This window comes from Halomonas campaniensis, assembly GCF_002211105.1.
GTDB classification, from domain to species: domain Bacteria; phylum Pseudomonadota; class Gammaproteobacteria; order Pseudomonadales; family Halomonadaceae; genus Vreelandella; species Vreelandella campaniensis_A.
This window is the reverse complement of the sequence record NZ_JPUA01000034.1, coordinates 715,996-740,070: the sequence shown is the minus strand read 5'-3', so window position 1 is coordinate 740,070 and position 24,075 is coordinate 715,996. Positions and strand designations below refer to the sequence as shown.

Sequence of the window (24,075 nt, the reverse complement as noted above, 5' to 3'; positions counted from 1 at the left end):
TTATGAGGTTGTATTTCCATGGCAAGAAAGACCAAAGCAGAAGCGGCTGCTACCCGAGAAGCACTGCTTGACGCTGCTGAAGAGGTATTCTTTGCCAAAGGCGTGGCACGCACTTCCCTTGAGCAAATCGCTCGCCATGCTGGCCTCACCCGTGGTGCCGTTTATTGGCACTTTAAAAACAAAGGCGACCTGTTTATGGCGCTGGTTGAACAGGTGCGCATGCCCTTCCAGTCGCTGATGGATGAGGTGGACAAAGCTGACGCCGAATTATCACCGCTGGAATCGATACGGCTGGCCTGCCATGCGGGTTTAGTACGCCTTGAGCAACCTTCTTATCAGCGAATACTCTCCATTTTGCTGCATCGCTGCGAGTTCTTCAGTGATATTAACCCGCTTGATATGCAGGATCAGATCGGCAACGAGTGTTTTGAAGAGATGCTGAATGTCTTTGTACTTGCAGAGCAGCAGCAACTGTTGCGTGAAGACCTCAGTCCCGAAGTGGCAACGCGCTTGATGCAATCCATGCTGGGGGGCCTTTTCCATGATTGGCTACGTAACCCCGAGGCGTTTTCGATTCGTGAACGCGGTGGCGAACTGATTGATGCCTCTATTCGCATGATGCAGCGTTAAACAATCCCCCACACTCTCGCTGCAATGCAGCAAGTATGCTTATACTGAGCTACTTTTATAGCCGTGTGAGCACACTATGGATGCCTTGGAGTTTGTCCGCGTACGCGAATTAGAAGTAGTCGTACGCATTTGGAACCCTAACGCCCCGCGCACGTTAATCGCCTGGCATGGATTTGCCCGTCATGGCGGCGACTTCAGCGCGCTGGCGCGAGAACTCGGCATTGAATGGCGGATTCTTGCCCCGGACACCCCAGGTCGCGGGTTATCCAGCTGGTCGCTGTTTCCTGCCCATGACTACCTTTATAGCCATTACGTGTCGATAGCGATCGCACTGCTCGATCACTTTGAACTCGATTACGTGGATTGGTTGGGCACCTCAATGGGTGGTCTGCTTGGTATGTTGATCGCTGCTGACCCGCAGCACAGCGCGCGCATTTCCCGGCTGATTCTTAACGACGTAGGCCCCGAGCTGAACACCCAGGGCCTTATAGGTCTTTCTAGCTATTTCGGCGTTACCCACCGCTTCTCTACTTTTAGCGAACTCCAGCAAGAGCTCAACCGGCACTACGCCAGTTTCGGTATTAGCGCTGAATCTGCTCGGCGTGAACTGGCTCTCAACAGTGCCCGACGGTTACCGGATGGCAGTTGGACGTATCACTTCGATCCGCGCATTGGCGAGCAGTTTGTGCACGATACGCCGCGGGACATGTGGGCTGACTGGGCGAACATTCGCTGTCCGGTGATGGTAATACGTGGCGAGGAATCGACGCTTCTGGATGCAGAAATGCTGCCGCGGATGGCCGAGGCACACCCTAAACTTGTTACCCTAAACGTGCCTCACTGCGGTCACGCGCCTATGCTGGATAAGCCCGAGCAGGTTGATCCCATTCACGACTTTTTAAATCGCCCCGCACCTCGTCCAACCTCATTGAATAAAACACAAAACGCCACTCGCTGGCAGCGTGCAGTGCAGTGGCTAGCACAACTGTGGCGGCGGTGGCGGAAGTAGACCGGGATGCTTGAAATATTTGCGTCCCGGTTACTCTCCTCAGTGAAAAGCGGTATCAGTGAGACGCCGAGTAATGGGTAGAGTGGCGATTTTTCTGGTTTAGCCGCATTTTATTTAAACGAATCCGCGTTTCAAGGTACGTCTGCTCGGATACGCTGCGGTAAGCCCCCTCTTCAGGCAAATACTTCACCAGCACCCGGCGCTCCCCCTGCACAGGCAGAGCATCGCTTTTGCTAAGCAGTTTGACTCTGCTCGCCGGCTCATTATCAATCACCGCAAACGCCTGCTCACCCGCACCCTGGCGCTCGGTTACCACAACCGTTTGTCCCAGCAGACAACGCCGGGTGAAGGGGCGGTACCGATGCAGTCCACGATGCAGTGCTTGGCAGAGCATTGCTGCGATGGGCGAGGCCATGACCAGCGTGCCCCATAGCACTAGCACCCCTACCGGTATACGTATCAAGCCAAGCGGTAGCCACCGCAATACCAGCAGCTCGATCGCGACTGTTAGTACTGCGGCAATAGTCAGAATCACCGTTAATGCCAGCGTGGCGGGAACTCCAGCGAAGCCTAGAGAAACCAGCGTGCTGGCGAGATGATCTTCTTTGAGGCTATCACGTTCAAACAGCTCCAGAGGGGCTAAACGGATAATCACTAACAGCCAGTAAAGAGCTAACAGACCGAGTAGCAACGTAAAGACGATGGTCGGAAACTGCGTAGCAGCGTGCACTAGAGCGTTCATGATGGCGCCTCCCCCGGTACTTAGCCGGTGATGTATTGTTACTTCCAGCTTAGTTCAGATTAGCTTTTCCGCGCCACCTCTACCTTGATCTCGGTCAGCTCCATAAAAAAAGCGGGTGCCACCCGAAGATGGCACCCGCCTACTCTCACCCTTTGATGAGTCGCTAAGGGTTAGTGCTTGTCATGCTCAAGTGCCGGTTGTGAGCCATCATGTTTATGCCCTTTCATTTTGCGACTCAGCCAATCAGAGACCGTCGCAATCATGGCGTAGAAGCTGGGAATAAACAGGCTACCCAAGGTGGCAACAGAGAACATACCCATCGCCACAGTGGTACCAATGTGATGGCTGCTCACGTCGCTGGCACCGGTTGCCAATGCAAGCGGCAAGGTACCAAAGATAAATGCCAGCGAGGTCATCACGATGGGACGGAAGCGCAGCTCTGCTGCGGTAATCGCCGCCTCACGGATTGATTTCCCCTGCTCCTTACGCTGCAGTTCGGCGAACTCAACGATCAGGATCGCGTTCTTCGCAGCAAGCCCAACCACCACCAGCATGCCGATCTGCACATACACACTGGTGTCCAGCCCGCGCAACGCGATACCGCCAATCCCTCCCAGAAACGCAAAGGGTGTGGCGGTGAGTACCGCTAGCGGTAACGACCAACTCTCATACTGAGCCGCCAGAATCAGGAAGACCATCAACAGGCCGAAGACAATCGCCAGCGTCGCGGCGCTGCCCATATTGGACTCTTGATAGGCGGTACCCGTCCACCCCATACCCCAGTTGCTGCCCAGCGCTTCCTCCACGACTTCGTTCATCGCTTCGATCGCCTGAGCTGAGCTATAACCAGCAGCTGGCTCACCCTGGAACATTGCACCGGCGTATACGCCGAAGCGGGACACCACCGACGGACCGGTTTGGCGCTCCAGCTCGACAAATTCAGAGAGAGGGATACGTTCGCCATTTCCGCCACGCACGTAAACGCTGCTGACGTCTTCCGGTGTCTTGCGGAATTCATCTTCGTTTTGCAGATAGACCTGGAAATTACGGTTTTGATAGCTGAAGTAGTTCACAAAGCCGTTACCAAAGGTATTGCCCAGGGCCGAATTAATGTTTTCCAGCGCCACGCCGTAACTTAAGGCTTTTTGCTGGTCAATGTTGGCGCGGTAGGACGGTACATTAACGTTGAACGTAGTAAATACACGGTTCAAGGCAGGGTGCTGGTTAGCTTTCTGCATGATTTGCAGCGACGCTTCATACAGCTCACGGGGCGATGCACCATCAAAGGACTGCAAGTAGCCGGTAAACCCGCCGGTAGTCGAAAGCCCCATGATAGGTGGCAAGTTAAAGGCCATCGCGGATCCACCATCAATACTGGCGCCTAACCCCATAATACGCCCTACGAGCTCGGTGGCCGTCAGGTCACGCTCAGACCAGGGGCTTAGATTGATAAACATTACCCCCCGAGCGGTATTCACGGAACTCGACAAAATGTCATAGCCAGCCACCGCGGAGGAGTATTCTACCCCGGGGATATCTTCAATCGCCGCACTCAGTTTTGCCATATAGCGCTGGGTACGATCCAGCGATGCGGCGTCGGGGAGCGACACGCTCACCAACACAACCCCCTGATCAGTTTCCGGCACCAGCGTCGAAGGCGTATTGGCGTAGAGCCAGTAGGAACCCACCCCGGTAAGCACCGTTAGTGCTAACGCTAACACCCAAAAACGCACCAAGCCTTTTACTACCCACATATAGGCGGCGGTAATGCCAGCAAACAGTCGGTCAAAAAGGCGTAGCGGTGTGTTTAGGGCTCGCTTGAATTTGGACTGGCCAGCACCGGCGATTTTGTGCTTGATGAAAATCGCTGACAAGGCGGGGGTAAAGGTCAGCGCCATTAACGCTGAGATAGCCACCGAGATGGCGACAGTGATCGCGAACTGCTGGTAAATTTGACCGGTAAAACCGCCCAGAAACGCCACGGGTACAAACACTGCGGCCATAATCAGCGAAGTTGCAATGACCGGCCCGCCAACTTCTTTCATCGCCCGAATAGTCGCATCGCGTACGCTAATATCGTCTTCTTCACTCAGCACGCGCTCGACGTTCTCTACCACCAAAATGGCATCGTCGACCACTATCCCTATCGATAAAACCAAGGCAAACAGGGTCAGCAAGTTGATCGAAAAGCCAAACACATAGAAACCTGCAAACGTACCCACAACAGCGACCGGTACCACCGACATGGCAATCACGGTGAAGCGCCAGTTCTGTAGGAAAATAAACAGAATGACGATAACGATCAGAAAGGCTTCAATAAAAGTGTGGAGCACCGTTTCCACGGAGGCATCAATAAACAGGGTTGTATCATAAGGTGCCACATACTCGAGCCCGGGTGGGAAGCGGCCAGACAGCTCCTCCATCGTATCCCGCACACCCTGAGCAGTTTCCAGCGCGTTTGCACCGGGCTGCTGGTTAATAATAATCGGCGTCATGGTTGAGCCGTTCAAACGCGCATCAACCCCGTAGAAAGATGCCCCAAGCTCAATACGCGCGACATCTTCCAGGTGCAGCGAAGAGCCGTCGCTATTGGTACGCAGGTAAATATTACGGAAGTCGTCGACATTACTGAGACGACCGCCCGCGGTAATCGTATAGGTGTACGCCCGCGGCTCACTTTGCGGCGTAGAGGCCAAGTTGCCCGCCGGAACTTCCGTATTTTGCGCCCTGATCGCACTAGCTACTTCACTGGGCGTCAGGTCGTACTGGGCCAGCTTATCCGGATCCATCCAGATACGCATGGCAAACTCACCGCCGCCCAGCACTTCTGCATTACCCACACCCGGCACCTGACGCAGTTCATCAAGCACGTTCAACGTGGCGTAGTTCTGCATATAGATGTTGTCGTAGTCACCATCAGGTGAGGTCAACGCGATAAACATCAAAATAGAGTCAGAGCGCAGCTCAACGGTAACACCTTGTGACTGCACGGCTTCAGGTAACTGCGAAAGCGCCCCCTGAACCCGGTTGTTAACGTTGATGGTGTTAATATCACCATCGGTGCCGATATTGAAGGCAACGCTCAGGCTCATAAGGCCGTTATCAGCGCTGTTAGAGGTCATGTAGAGCATGTCCTCAACGCCGTTAATGGCCTCTGCAATGGGGGCCGCCACCGTTTGTGCAACGGTTTCTGCATCCGCCCCAGGGAACTGCGCCTGCACCGACACCGTTGGCGGCACCACGCTGGGGTACTGCTCAATGGGCAGAATGCGCATCGACATCACGCCCACCAGCGTCACGATAATCGCCAGTACCGTGGCAAATATCGGGCGGCTGATGAAGAAGTTAGAGAAGTTCATTATTGCGCACCCTCTTCCCCTTCAGCGGGCTGACTATCGGCTGCCCCCTCTTCCATTGACTCTGCCGCTTCAGCCTGCTGCTGCGTCTCTTCTTGCTCTACATCTTCAACGATATCCTCAGCGTTGCCATCAAACGGCTGAGGGTCAATCGTCATGCCCGGCTCTAAACCAGCAGGATCGCCGACCACCACACGATCCCCCGGCTCCAGCCCCTCACGAATCAACTGCCACGGGCCAGCCACTTCACCCAATGAAACAGTTCTTTCGCGGGCTTTGTTGTCCTCATCCAGGACAAACACCTGAGGGCCCATTAACCCTTGCGTCACCGCAATCTCAGGCACTGCCAAGACCTCAAAGCGCTTCAGGCCCTCAATGCGCACACGCACAAATTGGCCGGGTAGCACAGCCGCATTGGGGTTTTCAAAGGTAGCGGACGCTTGCACGGTGCTGGTGCCGCTATCTACCCGCGACCCCAGGAAGTCTAAATGCCCTTCCAACTCAGAGTCGCTGCCACCACTCACTCCAGGGATACTCAACCGCGCACGGATATCCGACGTATCACCGCCGTCACGCAACTGGCGACGCAGCTCGAAGGCGTCACGCTGAGGCAGTTGGAAGCGCACTTCCAGTGGATCCAGCGGCGTGATCGTCGCCAGTTCGGTACCAGAGGTAACCAGGTTGCCTACGTTAATCTGGCTCAAACCGATCATGCCCGAGACAGGAGCCGTCACCTGGGAATAGCCTAAATCCAGGTTGGCGCTGGTCAAGGCAGCCTCTGCTTGCGCAACGCTCGCCTGGGCGACCCGTTGGTCTGCCAGTGCCTGATCATACTGCTGACGGCTCACCGAGTTCTGGCTTAGAAGCTGCTCAAAACGTTGAGCGTCGCGCTGAGCGCGGGCAAGCTCGGCACGGGCGCTCTGTAGATCGGCTTCACGCTGATTGACGGTTGCCTGGTAAAGATCCGGTTCGATGGTATAAAGACGATCGCCCTCTTCCACTAACTGACCGGGTTCAAAGTGGCGCTCCTCCAGAAACCCATTGACACGGGCAACCAAAGTGACTTCATCATCACTGCGCAACAGAGAAGGATATGACTTATCCAGCGGTATATCCTGGCGCGCCATTTCAGCCACTTCGACCTTATGGGGCGGGGCTTCTTGCTGGGCACCTTGGCCCTGTTGAGGCGCCTCGTTTTGTTCCTGCCCACAGGCTGAAAGTGCCAGCGCAGCTACCAGCGTCACCAGACTCGCTCGGCGAGAGTGAATCATCTTCTTCATACGTTGCATTCCCATATATCTTTTTTAAGGTGACCGATAGCACATGCGCATCTGTATCACTTCCAACCGACAAGCCATTACGTGCCAGGCTGGGGCGGTGCGCCGATGTTGAGCGCGGGCTCATAGCGGTCATTGCCAATGCTTTCTGGCAAGGTAAAATTCACCTCATCACCGGTTAACCACGCATTAACTTCTTCAATGGCGTCCACATCAAGGCGTCCTGCCTGCTGACGCAGCGAGAGCAGATTAACGACATAGTCGTAGCGAGCCTCTGCGTAGTTGGCGATGGCGTTATACAAATTCTGCTCAGCGTTCAAAACATCCACGATGTTCCGGGTGCCGACCTCGTAGCCAGCGCGGGTTGCTTCCAGAGCGCTGCGGTTCGAGACGATCGCCTGCTCACGGGCCTCGACGGTTTCCACATCGTTGCTGACTTGGGTATACAGCGAACGAACCTGCTGGATCGACGAGCGACGCTGAGATTCGAAATCATACTGGCTACTTTCCAGTTGATAAGTACCCTGGCGGATGCTCGCGCTGGTACTGCCGCCGGTGTAGACCGGTAAATTAGCGCGTATGCCTACCTGACTAGAGGAGTCATTGCCGGTGGTGTTATCAATATCACTGTCGCCATACTGATAGTTGCCGAAGGCTGAAAGGGTAGGCAAACGACCCGCGCGGGCAATTTCCACACCGCTGCGTGACACCTCAATCCCCGCCTGTTGCGCCAACACCTGAGGATTACGCTCGATGGCTTGCTCTACCCAGTAGTCGCGGCTGCTTGGCTCAGGAAGCGCAATGGGCATGCTGTCGCCCAGGGCTTCAATACTGGCGTAGCGCTGGCCGGTCAACTGCTCCAGTGCCTCAAAAGCCACCTGCAGATTGCTCTCTGCGGCAATCCGGTCAGCACGGGACTGGTCAAAGGTGGCGCGAGCCTCTTCGACTTCGGTAATCGCTATTAAGCCAACTTCAAACTGCTCGCCCGCCTGCTCGAGCTGACGCCCGATGGCACGCTCTTGAGCAAAACGCGCTTCGAGTACTTCGTGGGCACGCAAAATGTCAAAGTAGGCGCTGGCCACGTCAATTAGCAGTTGCTGTTCGGTGGCTGCGAGCAGATAGACCTGCTGGTCGATCTGGCGCTCAGCCTGGGTGACTTGCCTACGTGTCACTTCATCATAAAGCGCTTGGGTGGCTTCAAGGGTGAGCGATACGGTGTTGTAACGGTCATCACCGGCACTCACATTGCCCGCGCCCGCGCCAGCACCTGCTCCGGCTTGAGATGAGCCCTGGCTTTCATACTGCTCGTTGTGCGCCACGGTGCCCGAAGCGTTAATTTGCGGGAGCAACCCACCTCGTGCAACGTCTCTGCCTGCTTCTACACCCAGATACTGCGAGCGCGCCGAGGCAAGCTCAGCGTTATTGTCTAACGCATCACGGGTAATCGTGATGAGATCGGCAGCTTGAGCAGGCAATACAAAAGAAGCGGTTAATACCGCCAATAGTAAGGGTCGTAAAGGGGCATTGACTGCCCAGTGTGCCAGTCGCATGGGATTGCCTCTAGGTATCAGTGTCAGATGGTAAACGCGCTTAGTCTCTCAGCTTACTCGACTCGTGCTATAGAAAACCAAGCCAATTAGCGCGCTAAATCACTCGAAATACGGTGCCATTCAGAAAGATGAGCATTATAGTTACATTCATGTATGTATGCTAGCCTTGAACAATCTAAAAATGTGTGAACAGTCTATTGTCAAGTCACTTCCAGCTTACCTTAGTCCAACGCATGTTGCGTTGGCGATTAATACGGTTAGCTTTTACGGAATTCTCTCGGGTCGATGCCCCACTTAGTAAGCCGCGAGGCCAGCGTCGTTGGCTTTATGCCAAGCAACTCCGCCGCACCACCCGCCCCAGAAACCTTACCTCTTGCTCGCTCCAGAGCGGCAACCGCGCTCTCCCGCTTGCGCTGGCTAAGCGCCTGCTCGGTAAGCAGCGCTACTCCCTTCTGCTCTGCACCGGCATGGCCCGCCGCAGAGACAGGGTTAGTGCGGCCTATCTTGCGCGGGGCCTCTCCCAGCAGCAGGTCATCAAACATCAAGCGCCGATCCTGGGTCACAATAACTTGCCGCTCAATGATGTTCTCCAGTTCACGAATATTGCCCGGCCAGGGATAGCGCTGCAGGATCTCCAGCTGGGCCGGAGGAATGCGCACCCCCGGCTTATTAAATTTCAGGCAGGCGCGCTGTAAGAAGTGTCGAGCCAACAGCGGCACATCTTCAATCCGCTTGCGTAGCGGCACCGAATCAATGGGAAACACGTTGAGACGAAAATAGAGATCTTCACGAAAGTGGCCTGCCTCAATCATATCGCGCAGTTCGCGATTGGTGGCGGCAATCACCCGCACATCCACTTCGCGGGTACGGTTATCGCCTACCCGTTCAAACTGCTGATCCTGCAGCACCCGCAGCAGCTTGCTCTGCAGTTCCAAAGGGATTTCGCCGACCTCATCCAGAAATAGAGTGCCACCGTGAGCAAGCTCAAAGCGCCCTGGGCGATCCTGTACCGCGCCGGTAAAAGCCCCTTTTACATGGCCGAAGAATTCGCTCTCAAACAGATCACGAGGAATAGCCGCGCAGTTCACGCGGATTAGCGGTCGGTCGCTGCGCGTGCCCCCGGCATGAATGGCGCGGGCAATCAGCTCTTTGCCAGTACCCGACTCGCCGCTAATCAACACGTTGGCGCTGGTGGGCGCCACCAACTCAATCTGCTGGATCAGCTTGGCCACCGCCGGGCTGTTGCCGACAATATCCCGATGGTTCAGCTCCGCTTTTATCTCTTCCTGAAGGTACTCATTTTCCAATTCCAAACGCTGCTTAAGAGACTCCACTTCTGCAAGGGCATCGCGCAACTGCTGCTCGGCGCGCTTACGCTCGCGAATATCACGAAACAGCACCACTGCCCCGACCAATCGTCCCATCTCAAATATCGGCGTGCTGGTGTACTCCACAGGAATTGCTTCGCCATTTTTGTGCCAAAACACTTCATTATCGACGTGATGCACCTGGCCGTCGCTAAACGAGGCGTGAATAGGGCACTGCTGCACCGGAAAATGGCTGCCGTCAGCATGAGTATGGTGAAACATAAGGTGTGCATCGTGGCCCACCATGTCCTCGGTACTCCAACCCAGAATGCGTTCTGCTGCGGGATTAACGAAGGTGGTTTTGCCTTCAGCGTCCAGGCCGTAAATGCCCTCCCCCGCAGCGCCCAAAATAAGCTGGTTCTGCTTTTCAATCCGTTCAAACACTTGCTCAACCCGCTGCCAGCCAACCTCCCCCTGACGGTGCTGGCGGCCTAGCTCGGCTTTGGCACGGCGCTGCTCGGCCTTGTTGCGGTCAATCAATGTTAATAACAGCTGCGAAGAGTCGTCGACACGCTGAGCATAAACCTCAATGCGATACGGCTGACGGAGCATATCCAGCATTACCAAATCATCTGACCAGGCCGCCTTTTGTGTCAGCGCCTCGTCGGTAAAGCTCACCCAAAGCGGCAGTGAAGCACTCAAGCGGTGGCTAAACGGGGCCGCTAAAGGCAGCGTTTGATCAATATGGAGCATCTCGCAAGCAGCTGGGTTAGCGTCCAGTAGTTGATCGACAAACGGATCAATCACGATCATTGCAAGCGGTGAAAAATCGCCCATTAGAGCGGCAGTGTGAGTACGTGCTTGTTCACCCATTGGTGCATACCCCAGGTTTCAAGGTGGTCTCCACTTATCCATTCAATTCCCGCGCCACTTACGATATTCCGTCAATAAAACAACGAAATATCGTTAATTACGATTTTTCGTGGCCACTCTAGCTTTCCCGAAAAACTGCTTCAAAAACCAATTAATTAAATAAAAACAACAGCTTAAAAACACTTCTAGCGAGTTGGCACATAAATAGCAATGGTTAGGTGGAACAGTTAAGTGGAACAGCTAGGTAGGACGACTAGGTGGCATAGCTAGATGGAAACGCTATGTGAATAGTGCGATTGCGCCACACGCTTAATCTCTTTTGCACCAGGACGGCGCAGCCATCGGTTTTGTTGCTCCTATTTTTTGCTCTTATCAGGAAACACTAAAACTCTTGGATTAAGCGTTAATTAACCGAAATGACACAGGAGACATACATATGTCTTATCTAATGCCCAGTGAGTTTGTCACCAAGTTGGTGGATCAGGGGGAGTCAAAAGTCTATATGGGAACACGGGATACGCTTATCCGCGCCTTTATGGCCGGGGCAACCCTGGCGTTGGCGGTTATTTTTGCCATCACCATTGCGACCCAAACCGGCAACTTCTTAATTGGGGCGCTGCTCTTTCCGGTGGGTTTCGTCATGCTCTATCTGATGGGCTATGACCTGCTCACCGGGGTTTTTACGCTGGTGCCTATTGCATGGCTCGACAAACGACCCGGCGTGACCCTGCCGCGAATGCTCAAGTGTTGGGCGCTGGTAGGGCTTGGCAATCTGGGGGGCGCCCTGTTTATCGCCACCTTTGGCTACCTGAATTTCACCATGGGTGGTACCGAGGAGATCAACGCGGTCGGCCAAACCATGATGACGGTGGGTGAAAGTCGCACAGTAGGTTACCAGGAGGCAGGATTTGCCGGTTGGATTGTGCTCTTTCTAAGAGGCATGTTCTGCAACTGGATGGTCTCTATGGGCGTAGTGGGCGCCGCTATCTCGACAACGGTTTCCGGCAAAATCATGGCCATGTGGATGCCGATCATTGTGTTTTTCTATCTCGGTTTTGAGCACTCCGTCGTCAACATGTTCCTGTTTCCGATTGGCCTGATGATGGGCGCCGATTTCACCCTGTATCAATACATTATGTGGAACGAAATCCCCACGGTACTAGGCAACTTGGTTGGCGGCCTGACACTGGTAGGTTTGGTGCTCTATACCACCCACGTCCGTACTCAGCCCAAAAAAGTGTTGTCTTGATCCAGTAACCAAAAAAGGGCGTCACTCGCCCTCCCCCCACTCTAGAGGAGAATCACCATGGATAAGCTCGAAATGCGTCACACCCTGCTCGCCGCCAAAGCGCGTAAAAAAATGAGCTGGGACGATATTGGTAACGCCGTTGGCATGTCACCGGTGTGGGTCGCCTCCGCCTGCTACGGCATGAATAGCGCCAGCCAAGCGATTGCCGCTAAGCTTTGCGACACACTGGGCGTGGAGAGCGAGGTCGCCGATGCCCTGGTAGCCTTCCCCACCAAAGCCTGGGATGAAGCGATCCCCCAAGACCCCTTTATCTATCGTTTATATGAGGTCGTCGGTGTTTACGGGGAGACCCTGAAAGACGTGGTACAGGAGAAGTTTGGCGATGGCATTATGAGTGCCATCGACTTCACCATGGAGGTCGACAAAGTCGAAGACCCCAAGGGCGACCGGGTACTGCTCACTTTAAACGGCAAGTTTTTGCCCTATAAATCCTGGTAAAACACAAGTGCTGGCAAGGCTCAGGTGAAAGACTCGAGCCTCGCCACGCTGCGTTCAACCGCCGAACGGTAGCTGGCACCGAACAGCAGCAGGTGATTGAGCAACGGATAGAGCTGAAACAGCGCTTCACGCCTCGGCCAGTCGGCCGGGGCGTCGCCGTTCCAGTAAGCGTCAAAAAACGCCTCCCCCGGCGAGCCAAAGAGCGTCAGCATCGCTATATCCACCTCTGGATAGTGGCGATACACTGCTGGATCGATAATCGCTGGCCCCTTTGTGGTGAAGAGCACATTCCCCGACCAGAGGTCACCGTGGAGCAAGCTGGGCGGCGCATCTGGCAGCCAGCGCTCCAAATCCTGAGCCAAGCGCTCGATACGCCCACGTAGCGCTGCGTCCAATAGACCACGCTGGTGGCACGCCTCACACAGGGGTAATAAACGCCGCTCGCGCTGGAAGGCCCGCCCATCACTGAGCGGTGCATTAGGTTGGGGCGTGCGCCCACAGGCATTATCCTGATGCCAGCCGTGGGCGTCGCCAATCACACTGTGCAGCCCGCGAAGCCCTTCACCTAACGCGGTTTCGCTCTGCGGCCCGCCAGGTACTGTATCCAGTGACTCAATGACTAGCCAGCCCGCTGACAGGCCTAACACTTCAGGCACCACCAACTGCCCAGAGGCGCTGCGCAACGCACGTAGCCCTTCGGCTTCACCGCGCAGTCGTGATTCATTGTCGTGCTTAATCACCACCTGCCCCTGGCGGGTCTCCAGACGATATACGGCAGCAATGTCACCCCCACCGAGCGACCGCAAACTACCAGCGGGGGTTAATTCAATAGATTTCAATAGTTGGCTAAGGGTGGCATCCATGAGGCTATCTCCTGTCCCCCAATGAATAACTGCGTCGGGGTTAGGGATCCGCGGGGTCGCTGTTAACCCATCCATGGGCGCTACTTTCGCCATCTGACCGCCATGGCCCCCCGCTGCACCCTAACCCCGACGCCATGGGCTAACCTATTAGCCTAGTCGTTTATCGATCAGGCTCTCTAGCTCAAGCTGGTCATCGTGGAAGCGGCGGATGCCTTCGGCCAGCTTGTCATTAGCCATGGCGTCTTGGTTGTGGCCCCAGCGGAAAGCCGATTCACTTAACGGTTCAGTCGGTTTGCCGCGACCTTCGCCAGATTGAATCTGCACATTGACACTGCCTTCTGTTGCCTCCAGCTCCTCCAGCAACGCCGGCGAAATCGTCAGTCTTGGGCAGCCTGCCAGGGCAAGCACCTGACCGGTGGTACGGAAGCTCGCCCCCATGACCACCGTATCGTAGCCGCCCTGGTTGGCACGTTGGCAAACGCCTTGCACAAACTGAACCCCCGGGTCGTTTTCCGGCGTGTAGTCGTTGCCGGTCTCTTTTTTGTACCAGTCGGTCACCCGGCCCACAAAGGGCGAGATCAGAAACACGCCGGCATCAAAGCAGGCCTGGGCCTGAGCTTCACTGAACAGCAGCGTCAGGTTGCACTGAATGCCCTCGCGCTCAAGCACCTCAGCGGCACGAATGCCCTCCCAGGTAGACGCCAGCTTGATCAACACGCGGTCACGGGAGACACCGCGGGCGTCATACAGCTCGATTAACTCGTGGGCCTTGGCAATACTGGCCTGGGTATCAAACGACAGCCGCGCCGCCACTTCGGTGGAAACACGCCCCGGCACAACGGCGGAAATCTCACTGCCCATAGCGACTGCCAGGCGGTCAACGGCATGTTTGACCTGCTCTTCACGGCTGCCGCCAGAGGCTTTGACGCTGCTCAGCTCTTCATCAATCAGCGCTTGATAACCCGCCAAACTAAACGCCTTGAGTAGCAGTGAGGGATTAGTCGTCGCATCCTGGGGCTGATAGCGACGAATAGCCTCAAGGTCACCGGTGTCGGCGACGACAAGCGAGTGTTGCTTTAGCTGTTGCAGCTGGCTGGTCATAAAATCTCCTTGATATGCGTTTAAGCGCCGCCATGGCGTTGTTCAAGTTCTGCGCAGTAGCGCCTATAAATGGGTTGGTAAGCAGCCACTCGCGCTGGATGGGGGTCAGCCAGTGACTGTGCATCCAGGTGGACTAGTTTTTCACACAGCGCTTCCAGGGTGACGCTCTCTGAACGCTGGTCACACCAGGCCGCCTGTATGGCTGCACCTAACGCGGCCGCGTCGGTAATCTCAGGACAAATTACCTGGGTGCCGGTAATGTCAGCAACCATCTGCCGCCACACAGGGCTGTTGGCACCGCCACCGATCAAACGGATCTGACTGGCACCGGCGGTTAAATCGCCCAACAACTCCAGCCCATAGCGTAGCCCGAAAGTGGCCCCCTCCACCACGGCCCGGCATAAATTAGCCTGGGTGGTGTTTAAGCTGGTCAGGCCAAGAAAGTCCGCCGAGGCGTCGGGCAGCATCGGCACCCGTTCGCCGTTAAAAAATGGCAGCACGGTGACGCCTTCAGCGCCTATGGGGGCGCTGGCCACTCGCTCGCCAAAAGCGGCCAGATCCAAACCAAACAGCTCGCGCACACGGGTGGTAGCGGAGGTGACATTCATGGTGCAGATCAGCGGCAGCCAGCCACCGGTGCTGGAACAGAAGTTGGCCACCATGGCACTATCGCACTCAACAGAAGTCGCCGAGTAGGCGCAGACGGTGCCGGAGGTGCCCAAACTGAGCGTGACCAATCCTGGGGTGATATTGCCCGTACCAATGGCACCCAGCATATTATCACCGCCGCCAGAGGAGACGACTACCTGATCGCCAAGCCCCAGTTCCCGGGCCACGGCTGGGCACACAAGGCCTACCGGCTCATGGGCTGCCAGCACACGGGGGAGCACCCTTTCGGGGTCTAACTCTGGGGCTATCTGTGCAAATACGTCTAGCTGCCAGCAGCGTTTGCGGGTATCAAAGTAGCCGGTGCCGGAGGCGTCACCCGCCTCGGTAACGCGCTCGCCCGTCAGCCAGAAATTGAGGTAGTCGTGGGGCAGCAGCAAACTCTCGATACGCCGATACGCCTCCGGCTGATGCTCACGCAGCCAAGCAACTTTAGAGGCTGTGTAGCCGGTTTGCAGCACTAGCCCCAGCTTCTCCAAACAACCCGCCTCGCCCCCCAATCGAGCCACCAAATCGGCATTCTGGGCACTGGTCTCGGTATCGCACCATAGCTTGGCGGGGTAGACCGGCACACCGTTGCCATCCAGCGCCACCATGCCATGCTGCTGACCAGAAACACCCATGCCGCGCACTTGGCTCGCCGATACAGCGGCTTTGTCCAACGCGGCAAAAAACGCCGCTTTCAATGCGGCTAACCACTCCGCAGGCGCCTGTTCACGGCGGCCATTTTCGCCCTCGTCCAGGTGATGAGGGCGGCTTGCTTCAGCCAGAATCTTGCCCCGCTCAACGTCTACCACCACTACCTTGGTACTCTGGGTACCGCAATCCACCCCGATATACATCACACTGTTCCTTTGGACGATGCCAGACCCTCTAGGGTAGCGCGTGCGCCACGTTCGTGCAGGGAACTTAGCGCGGCTAAATAGGCTTCAACAAAGCGAGGGCTGTCGATTAAGTCGCCAAACAGCTCGCGATTTTCGATAAAGGCCGTGGGCCGCTGGCGGTTCTCTGCGGCAATCGCCATGAGCGGCGTTTTCAAGCGATCGACAATTTCAATGGGCTCGCCCTGCTCGTCTACCCCTTCAGCGTAGCGTGCCCAACTGGCCACCACAGCGGCGCTGCGCTCTATCTCGCCACCTTGGGCCAACTGCTGACGAATCACCGGCACTAGCCACTTAGGGATACGGTCAGAGCTCTCGGCGCAGAGCCGTGCCAGAGTATCTTTGATTTGCGGGTTGGCGAAGCGCTCAATCAGCGTTAAGCGGTAGGTTTCCAAATCAACCCCTGGCACTGGCGCCAGGGTCGGCGTGCCCTCTTCGCGCATATAGCCCAATAAAAAATCAACGAATAGCGGATCTTGGCACACCTCATGGGCGTAGCGGTATCCGGCTAAATAGCCAAAATAGGTCAACGCCTGGTGGCTGGCGTTGAGTAGGCGCAGCTTCATCAGCTCGTAGGGCTCGACATCCTCCACCACTTGAACACCCACTTTATCAAACGCCGGACGCCCAAGGGGGAAGTGGTCTTCCAACACCCACTGGGTGAAGGGTTCGCAGACCACCGGCCAAGCGTCCTCTACCCCAAAGCGCTGACTCAGTTCATCAATATCCGTGGGCGACGTCACCGGGGTAATACGATCCACCATGGCGTTGGGAAACGCCACCTCTGCTTCCAGCCAGGCGCCTAGCTCGGCGTCCCGCGCCTGGGCATAGGCGCCGAACATACGCTTGGCCACATCGCCGTTACCTTGAATATTATCGCAGGACATCACGGTGAACGGCGCAATGCCCCGCGCACGGCGGCGGACAAGCGCTTCCACCACCAGCCCGAAGCTGGTGGTCGGCTGGGTGGGGTTGGCAAGATCACCACGCACCTGGGGGTTATCGAGGTCGAATTCGCCGCTCACCGGGTGAAAATTGTAACCGCCTTCGGTCACCGTCAGTGACACAATGCGAATCGCCGGATCAGCCATCTGCTCGATCACCGCCTTGGTCTCCTCCGGTGCGAACAGATAATTGACCATGCTGCCAATGACCCGCGGCTCATACCGGCCATCAGGGTGCTTAACCACCAGCGTGTAGAGATAGTCCTGCGCTGCCAGCGCCTGCTGCATGCGTTTGTCGCCTGGCATCACGCCTACGCCCACAATGCCCCAGTCCAGCGCTTCGCCCTGATTCATCAGCGTATCCAGGTACATCGCCTGATGGGCACGATGAAAGCCGCCTACCCCAATATGTACGATGCCGGGGGTGAGCGTCTTGCGGTCATATTGAGGTTTGGCAACGTAATTAGGTTTAGCAACATCGTCGGTTAGCTTGCCCAGGTTGTGATTGTTAAGACGGGTCATGGGACTCTCCAGCCAAGGCCTACTTGGCGCGATGGGGTGAATAAGGCAGGTAAAAGAGGCGGTTTAAATGTGCTAACACAAAGTACTAGCGCCAGCGCTGGTCGGGCGGTAAACAGCAACTCTTCACTAACTGCGCGTTGAGCATGTCTTTGTGGTGGGTGCGCTCAAGCGCCCCGGTGCGATCCTGGCCCATCTCGAGCCAGCGGTTGACCAGCCGCTCAACCAGTACGACGTCGTCGACGTCTATAAACAGCGTCCAATCAAACAGCGGTCGCAGTTCGCGCCAGGGTGAGCGGTCAAGCAGCAGGTAGTTGCCCTCAACAATGACAATGCGCTGTTCAAGGGTAATCAGGCGTCCACCGGCACGGGCGAGATCCAGCGGGCGGTCAAATACCGGCACCGCTACCGGGTGAATAGCCTGGCGGATACGTTCGAGGTCGCAGCGCAGCCCCTCTACATCGAAGGTATGGGGCGCACCTTTGACGGGCACCTGCTGCTCGCCCAGCACAGCGTTATCGAAGTGGTAGCCGTCCATGGGCACCAGCCCCGCTTGGCCGGGCAGGTGTTGATTAATCGCAGCGCAGAGCTGGGCGCTGCGGTAGGATTTTCCCGCCCCCGGTGGCCCTGCCAGCGCTACCAGGTAGCGTGATGCGCCTTCAGCGGCGCCAATAATCTGCCGGGCCAACGTATCTAGATCAGGGGTCATGACCACCTCAGCTCATCCAGTTGCCGCCATCGACATTGAGCGTCTGGGCGACCACATAGTCGCTGTCCTGGCTGGCCAAAAACACGGCGGCGCCAGTATGATCTTCGGGAAGTCCCATACGCCCAAACGGCACTGCCTCTCCCACCAAACGTTTCTTCTCACCGAGCGGGCGGTTTTCAAAACGGGCAAACAGCGCGTCGACCTCCTCCCACATCGGCGTGTCCACCACACCGGGGGCGATGCCATTAACGTTGATGCGGTGCTTGATGAGATCCAACCCACTGGATTGGGTAAGGCTGATCACTGCGGCCTTACTGGCGCAGTAAACGCTTACCAATGCTTCACCGCGGCGACCTGCCTGTGAGGCCATATTGATAATTTTGCCCCCCTGACCGCGGGCCACCATGGAACGGGCAACCGCCTGCAGGGTAAAGAACATACCTTTGGTATTGACCGCAAACTGCTTGTCGAAGCTTGCCTCGGTCACCTCAAGCACCGGCGCCATATCAAAGACGGCAGCGTTATTGACCAGAATATCGATACCGCCAAAGCGCTTGTTTACCGCCTCTACCATGGCATCTATCGAGGCCTGAACACAGACATTGAGCTCAACCCCCATCACCTTTTCACCCGCCGCCTGCTGCTGCAGTGTCGCCACTGCCTCATCAATGGCAACGCGGTCAATATCCGCCACCACAACGCTTGCCCCTTCGCTTAAATAGCGCTGGGCAATGGCCAAGCCGATGCCCCGCGCGCCGCCAGTAATCACCGCGACTTTGTTGTTTAGCTTCATCGTTATGCTCTCATTTATCGCTGCGCCGTTATTGCCGGGAACCCTTCATTAAGTGATCTATGGACCACTGGCTTGCCACTCATCCACCAACGCTTCCAGGCCATGCATATGCGCTAAAATGCGCCAGGCGCCGGCTTGCGTCAGCCGCGTCGACTGCTCAGCATCCACATGGCTGGCACCGACGAACCCAATCACGCACATACCTGCGGCATGGGCGGCGGTCACCCCGGCCACGCTATCCTCTACCACCAGGCAGTCCCTTGGTACTTGGCCTAAGTGAGAGGCCGCCAAGCGATAGAGCGCAGGGTCGGGCTTGGGATTAGCCACCTGGTCAGCGGTAAAAATAGGCACCTCGCCAAACGCATCGGCCAATCCCGTGCTCGCCAGTGACGCCAGCACGCGGCTGCGGCGACTGTTGGAGACCACCGCCTTCTCCAATGTGATGCCACGAATCGCTTTGTCAGCTCCCTCTATGGCTTTAAGCTCTCGCGCCAGACGCGCCTCAATGGCGGTATCCACTTGTTCAGTGGCATCCACTGGCAGGGCGTGGGCGCTTAACGATTCGAGATGAGCGAGAATAGCCGCCGTGGTCATCCCCAGCGCCTGGCCAAGTTCCTGATCGATATTCAGATCGGGCAGCCAATGGGAGAGGTACTCCACCAAAGTGCCTTCGGCAAGGGCTTCGCTATCGACCAGCACGCCATCACAGTCAAAGATGAGTGTCCTCATGCAGGCTCCTCAGAAGGCGAGCCGGGGGCACGGTTATCGTGGCGGGTCAGACCCGCCAGAGGGTGCTGCTGCAAGCTGGGCAGGGCCAGGCCGCTAGCCTCAAAAAGATGGGCACGCTCAGGGGCAAAGCCGAAATGCACCGTATCGTTGACCCGGTAGGCCACGTCACCATCGGCCATGATAGTGATGAGTTCGTCGTCCATCTGGACATAGAGCGAGGTCTGGCCGCCTAGCCGCTCCAAGACTTTAATTTCACCGCTCAACGGGCCCTGCTCATCAAGCACTAAGTGTTCCGGGCGAACACCCAGCTCAAGGGGGGCGTTGGCCTCCAAGTGCTGACCGTCCACCGGCACGCTGCGTTCACCGCCACCGGGCATCCGAATCCCCACGCCTTCAGGCGAAACGCTGATCAGCGTTACCGGCAGAAAATTCATTTTCGGCGAGCCGATAAAACCCGCTACAAAGCGATTACGCGGATGATGGTAGAGCGCCATAGGCGAGCCCACCTGCTCGACCACACCGTCGTGGAGCACGACGATTTTATCCGCCATGGTCATCGCTTCGATCTGATCATGGGTGACGTAGATCATGGTGGCGTCCAGCTCATCGTGCAGGCGCGCCAGCTCGATACGCATCTGAACCCGCAGCGCAGCATCCAAGTTGGAGAGCGGCTCATCAAACAGGAAGATACTGGGGTTACGTACAATCGCCCGGCCAATCGCTACCCGTTGGCGCTGACCGCCGGAGAGCGCTTTGGGCTTGCGATCCAACAGTGGCTCCAGCTGCAGAATCTTGGCCGCTTCCAGCACTTTGGCCCGTCGCTCCTCTTTGGGCACCCCCGCCAAGCGCATGCTGAACCCCATGTTGTCCTCTACCGTCATGTGCGGATAGAGCGCGTAGCTCTGAAACACCATGGCGAGGCCGCGATCGGCTGGGCCTACGTCATTGATGCGCTGGCCGTCGATCAGAATATCGCCGTCAGAGGCACTCTCCAGTCCGGCGATCATGCGCATTAGGGTCGATTTACCACAGCCGGAAGGCCCTACGAAGACCACAAATTCGCGGTCACTCACCTCAAGGTCGATGCCCTTGATCACCTCGGTATCGCCGAAACGCTTGGTAATATTGTGCAGTTGTAGTGTTGCCATGAGGAAGATCCTTTACTTGACGGCACCAAAGGTGAGGCCGCGCACCATTTGTTTTTGGGTCATCCAACCAAGTATCAAAATCGGCGCAATCGCCATGGTGGAAGCGGCGGACAATTTGGCCCAGAACAGCCCCTCAGGGCTTGAGAATGAGGCTATATAGGCGGTTAACGGCGCAGCATTTGAGGTCGTTAGGTTGAGACTCCAGAACGCCTCGTTCCAACTCAAAATGACTGATAGCAGGCCCGTTGAGGCGATCCCCGGCAGCGTGAGTGGCAGCAACAGAAAGCACACTTCCTGCAGTGTCGAAGCACCGTCCATTCGCCCCGCTTCAAGAATGTCTTTAGGCATATCCTTAAAGAAGGTGTAGAGCATCCACACCACGATCGGCAGGTTCATCAGCGTATAGACAATGATTAGGCCGGTGCGGGTATCGAGTAGCCCAACGTCGCGAAAAATCAGGTAAATCGGCACCAGCACACCTACCGAGGGCAACATTTTGGTAGAGAGCATCCACAGCAACGTGCCCTTGGTGCGTTTAGTCGGCAAAAAAGCCATGGCATAGGCTGAAGGAATCGCAATCAACAGCGCGAAGAACGTCGAACCAAAGGCCACCACTACACTGTTGAGTGCAAATCGGGTATAGCCCGAGCGTGCCTGTACCGCCTGGTAGCTTTCCAGGGTGGGCGAAAAAATCAGCGTGGGGTCAGCAATCGCCGCCGATTCCGTTTTAAACCCGGTCAGGATCATCCAAAAGATCGGAAAGAAGATCACTAATGCTACTGACCAGCCCAGCACCGTTATGATGGCGCGCTTGCTTTGCGCCGACCGCCACCCCGACACAGAGTGAGGCGCGGCGGTTTTGGAATTTAATGTTGTCATCGAAGTACTCCCAGGACACAAGTGCCGGTCTACTCTTCCAGGTTTTTGGCTACCATTCGAACCAGGAAGATCGCCACGATATTGGCGAGAATGATTGCGATCACTCCACCGGCGGAGGCAGTGCCCACGTCAAAATCCAGCAGCGCACGAATGTAAATCAGGTAGGCCAGATTGGTAGTGGCCAAGCCAGGCCCACCGGAGGTGGTGACAAAGATCTCGGCAAAAATAGTCAGCAGGAAGATCATCTCAATCATGATGACCACGCTAATGGCCCGTTTTAGGTGCGGCAGCGTAATAAAGAAGAAAATCGCCACCGGCCCTGCCCCGTCCATTCTGGCGGCCTCCACTTGATCCTCATCCAGCGACTGCATGGCGGTGAGCAGAATCAGCAGTGCAAACGGCAGCCACTGCCAAGCCACGATGATCACAATCGAGGTCAGCGGCAGCGAGGAGAACCAGTCGACAGCGGGCAACCCGATGGACTCAGCCAGCCACGCCAGCACCCCGTTAGAGGGGTGCATCATCATGTTTTTCCACACCAGAGCGCTCACGGTGGGCATCACAAAAAACGGTGAAATCGCCAGTACACGGGCGATCCCGCGTCCTGCGAACTCTTGCTGGAAGAGCACCGCTAGCAGGGTGCCGCCCACCACGGTAATCGCCAGCACCCACCCCACCAGCAGCAGCGTGTTACCCATCGCTGCCCACAGCGCTGGGTCGGTGAGCAGGTATTCATAGTTTTCCAACCCGGCAAAGCCAGTCATACCGGGCATGAGCAGGTTGTAATACTGAAAAGAGAACCATAGCGTCATGCCTAACGGCACAATCATCCATAGCAGCAGTAGCGTCACGGCCGGCGCTTGGAGCGACAGCGTTCTCAGCCCACCGACGGTACGGCCGGAAGCACGTGTTTTAGTCATGGGGTTACCTGCGAAGTACGAGGCTGTTTACAAAAACTGCTCGAAAACATCGATAAAACACCTGCCTCCGCTGTAGTAAACAAGAGGAAGGCAGGCGTCATTCTCTTTTATCGTTCGATGTAGCCAGCCCGCTGCATGGTGCGTTCGGTGGCACGCTGAGCACTCTCTAGCGCTTGCTCCACCGTGGTATCACCGGTTAACGCCGCGGCAATGGTTTGCCCCACCTGGGTACCGATCGACTGAAACTCGGGAATACCGACGAACTGAACACCCACGTAAGGATTGGGCTCCAGGGTGGAGTCGGTGGGGTCGGCATCCTTAATGGCCTTTAGCACGAAGTCAGCAAAGGGCGCGGCTTCGGTGTACTGCTCATTGGCGTAGGTCGATTCCCGGGTGCCTGGTGGCACACTGGTCCAGCCTTGGGTTTCACCCACCAGCTCAATGTACTCCTGGGAGGTTGCCCAGGTAATAAACTCACGCGCCGCGTCCTGGTTCTCTGAAGAAGCCGGGATGGCTAACGCCCAGGACCACAACCAGTGGGAGCCCTTAGGTGTTTCGGCCACGGGTGCCGGGTCAAACCCTAGGCTGTCCGCCACATCGGACTCATTGCCGTCATACAGTTTGCCGGCTGCCGAGGTGGCATCCACCCACATGGCGCAGTTGCCACGGGAGAATAGCGCCAGATTTTCGTTAAAGCCGTTGGAGCTAGCCCCCGGCGGGCCGTAGTCGTTGAGCAAATCGACATAAAACTGAATAGCGTTCACCCAGGCTTCAGAGTTGAGTTCAGGGTTCCACTCTTCGTCAAACCAGCGGCCACCGTAGGTGTTCACCAGGGTGGAGACAAACGCCATGTTTTCGCCCCAGCCAGGCTTGCCGCGTAAACAGATCCCAGCCAAGCCATCCTGGGTGCCATGTAGCTCACCCGCCCACTCGCGCACCTCTTCCCAGGTGGGTTGCTCGCTCATCTCAATGCCCGCTTCTTCGAATAGATCCGTGCGGTAGTACATCATTGAGCTTTCAGCATAAAACGGCAGTGCGTGAAGCGTATCGTCGTAGCTTAAACCATCGCGAACGGAGGCTAGCAGGTCGTCTTCATTGTAGGCGTCGGGCAGATTATCCAGCGGTGAAAGCCAGCCGCGCTCAGCCCAAATAGGCACTTCGTAAGTACCAATCGTCATGACATCGAACTGGGCGCCACCGGTGGCAATATCGGTGGTCATGCGTTGACGAAGCACGTTCTCCTCCAGCACCACCCAATCCAGGGTGATGTCGGGATGTGCCTCTTCGAAAGCCTCGGTGAGGCTCTGCATAATCACCATATCGTTGTTATTAACCGTGGCCACGGTAATTTCAGTTTGCGCCTGGGCATGGCCCGATATGGCAATGGCGGCCGCTAACGTGGTAACGGGCAAGTGACGTGCGAGTCGCATAA

At 56.5% G+C, this 24,075-nt stretch carries 20 protein-coding genes; 4 read left to right on the top strand and 16 right to left on the bottom strand.

Features of this window, described 5'->3' with window-relative positions; all coding sequences use genetic code 11:
- Positions 1–18: 18 nt before the first annotated feature.
- Together JI62_RS15840 and JI62_RS15835 are read left to right on the top strand one after the other, a co-directional pair.
- On the top strand, positions 19–630 hold the full coding sequence (locus tag JI62_RS15840; protein ID WP_088701065.1) for a TetR family transcriptional regulator: 612 nt from the start codon (positions 19–21) through the stop codon (positions 628–630).
- 76 nt (positions 631–706) lie between these two features.
- The gene (locus JI62_RS15835; RefSeq protein WP_088701064.1) at positions 707–1,639 is read left to right on the top strand and encodes an alpha/beta fold hydrolase; all 933 of its coding nucleotides are present in this window, start codon (positions 707–709) and stop codon (positions 1,637–1,639) included.
- A gap of 55 nt (positions 1,640–1,694) precedes the next feature.
- On the opposite strand, the gene JI62_RS15830 is transcribed toward JI62_RS15835, so the two are convergent.
- From JI62_RS15830 to JI62_RS15810, 5 genes are all read right to left on the bottom strand, one after another.
- On the bottom strand, positions 1,695–2,381 hold the full coding sequence (locus JI62_RS15830) for a hypothetical protein (RefSeq protein ID WP_088701063.1): 687 nt from the start codon (positions 2,379–2,381) through the stop codon (positions 1,695–1,697).
- 170 nt (positions 2,382–2,551) lie between these two features.
- Positions 2,552–5,740, bottom strand: a complete 3,189-nt coding sequence (locus JI62_RS15825; RefSeq protein ID WP_088701062.1) for an efflux RND transporter permease subunit — start codon at positions 5,738–5,740, stop codon at positions 2,552–2,554.
- Positions 5,740–7,017: an efflux RND transporter periplasmic adaptor subunit gene (locus JI62_RS15820; RefSeq protein ID WP_088701356.1), complete on the bottom strand. Its 1,278-nt coding sequence runs from the start codon at positions 7,015–7,017 to the stop codon at positions 5,740–5,742. Before JI62_RS15820 ends, JI62_RS15825 begins: the two co-directional genes overlap by 1 nt.
- A 77-nt stretch (positions 7,018–7,094) precedes the next feature.
- On the bottom strand, positions 7,095–8,564 hold the full coding sequence (locus JI62_RS15815) for a TolC family outer membrane protein (RefSeq protein ID WP_088701061.1): 1,470 nt from the start codon (positions 8,562–8,564) through the stop codon (positions 7,095–7,097).
- A gap of 257 nt (positions 8,565–8,821) precedes the next feature.
- Entirely contained in the window at positions 8,822–10,744 is a 1,923-nt protein-coding gene (locus JI62_RS15810; RefSeq protein WP_088701060.1) for a sigma-54 interaction domain-containing protein, read from the bottom strand.
- Between the two features lie 436 nt (positions 10,745–11,180).
- Here JI62_RS15810 and JI62_RS15805 point away from each other — a divergent pair, with 436 nt between their 5' ends.
- Positions 11,181–11,993 (top strand): formate/nitrite transporter family protein, encoded by an 813-nt coding sequence (locus JI62_RS15805; protein WP_088701059.1) that lies wholly within the window; start codon positions 11,181–11,183, stop codon positions 11,991–11,993.
- 57 nt (positions 11,994–12,050) lie between these two features.
- Complete coding sequence (gene cynS, locus JI62_RS15800; protein WP_088701058.1) at positions 12,051–12,491, top strand: cyanase; 441 nt, start codon at positions 12,051–12,053, stop codon at positions 12,489–12,491.
- Between the two features lie 20 nt (positions 12,492–12,511).
- On the opposite strand, the gene JI62_RS15795 is transcribed toward cynS, so the two are convergent.
- From JI62_RS15795 to JI62_RS15745, 11 genes are all read right to left on the bottom strand, one after another.
- A complete protein-coding gene (locus JI62_RS15795; RefSeq protein ID WP_088701057.1) occupies positions 12,512–13,354 on the bottom strand; it encodes a fructosamine kinase family protein in 843 nt (280 codons plus the stop codon).
- A gap of 147 nt (positions 13,355–13,501) precedes the next feature.
- Positions 13,502–14,455, bottom strand: a complete 954-nt coding sequence (tal, locus tag JI62_RS15790; RefSeq protein WP_088701056.1) for a transaldolase — start codon at positions 14,453–14,455, stop codon at positions 13,502–13,504.
- A gap of 20 nt (positions 14,456–14,475) precedes the next feature.
- Positions 14,476–15,963 (bottom strand): xylulokinase, encoded by a 1,488-nt coding sequence (gene xylB, locus JI62_RS15785; RefSeq protein ID WP_088701055.1) that lies wholly within the window; start codon positions 15,961–15,963, stop codon positions 14,476–14,478.
- On the bottom strand, positions 15,963–17,468 hold the full coding sequence (locus tag JI62_RS15780) for a mannitol dehydrogenase family protein (RefSeq protein WP_088701054.1): 1,506 nt from the start codon (positions 17,466–17,468) through the stop codon (positions 15,963–15,965). Before JI62_RS15780 ends, xylB begins: the two co-directional genes overlap by 1 nt.
- Positions 17,469–17,553: 85 nt before the next feature.
- Positions 17,554–18,174, bottom strand: a complete 621-nt coding sequence (locus JI62_RS15775; protein ID WP_088701355.1) for a nucleoside/nucleotide kinase family protein — start codon at positions 18,172–18,174, stop codon at positions 17,554–17,556.
- A gap of 7 nt (positions 18,175–18,181) precedes the next feature.
- A complete protein-coding gene (locus JI62_RS15770) occupies positions 18,182–18,967 on the bottom strand; it encodes an L-iditol 2-dehydrogenase (protein ID WP_088701053.1) in 786 nt (261 codons plus the stop codon).
- Between the two features lie 57 nt (positions 18,968–19,024).
- Positions 19,025–19,696, bottom strand: a complete 672-nt coding sequence (locus JI62_RS15765; protein WP_088701052.1) for an HAD family hydrolase — start codon at positions 19,694–19,696, stop codon at positions 19,025–19,027.
- Positions 19,693–20,844 carry an ABC transporter ATP-binding protein gene (locus JI62_RS15760; protein WP_088701051.1) on the bottom strand — a complete coding sequence of 384 codons (1,152 nt, stop codon included), beginning with the start codon at positions 20,842–20,844 and terminating at the stop codon, positions 19,693–19,695. The genes JI62_RS15765 and JI62_RS15760 overlap by 4 nt, the downstream gene beginning before the upstream one ends.
- A gap of 12 nt (positions 20,845–20,856) precedes the next feature.
- A complete protein-coding gene (locus tag JI62_RS15755; protein ID WP_088701050.1) occupies positions 20,857–21,723 on the bottom strand; it encodes a carbohydrate ABC transporter permease in 867 nt (288 codons plus the stop codon).
- Between the two features lie 29 nt (positions 21,724–21,752).
- Positions 21,753–22,643: a carbohydrate ABC transporter permease gene (locus JI62_RS15750; RefSeq protein ID WP_088701049.1), complete on the bottom strand. Its 891-nt coding sequence runs from the start codon at positions 22,641–22,643 to the stop codon at positions 21,753–21,755.
- Positions 22,644–22,750: 107 nt separating this feature from the next.
- Positions 22,751–24,073, bottom strand: a complete 1,323-nt coding sequence (locus JI62_RS15745; RefSeq protein WP_088701048.1) for an ABC transporter substrate-binding protein — start codon at positions 24,071–24,073, stop codon at positions 22,751–22,753.
- Positions 24,074–24,075: the final 2 nt, after the last annotated feature.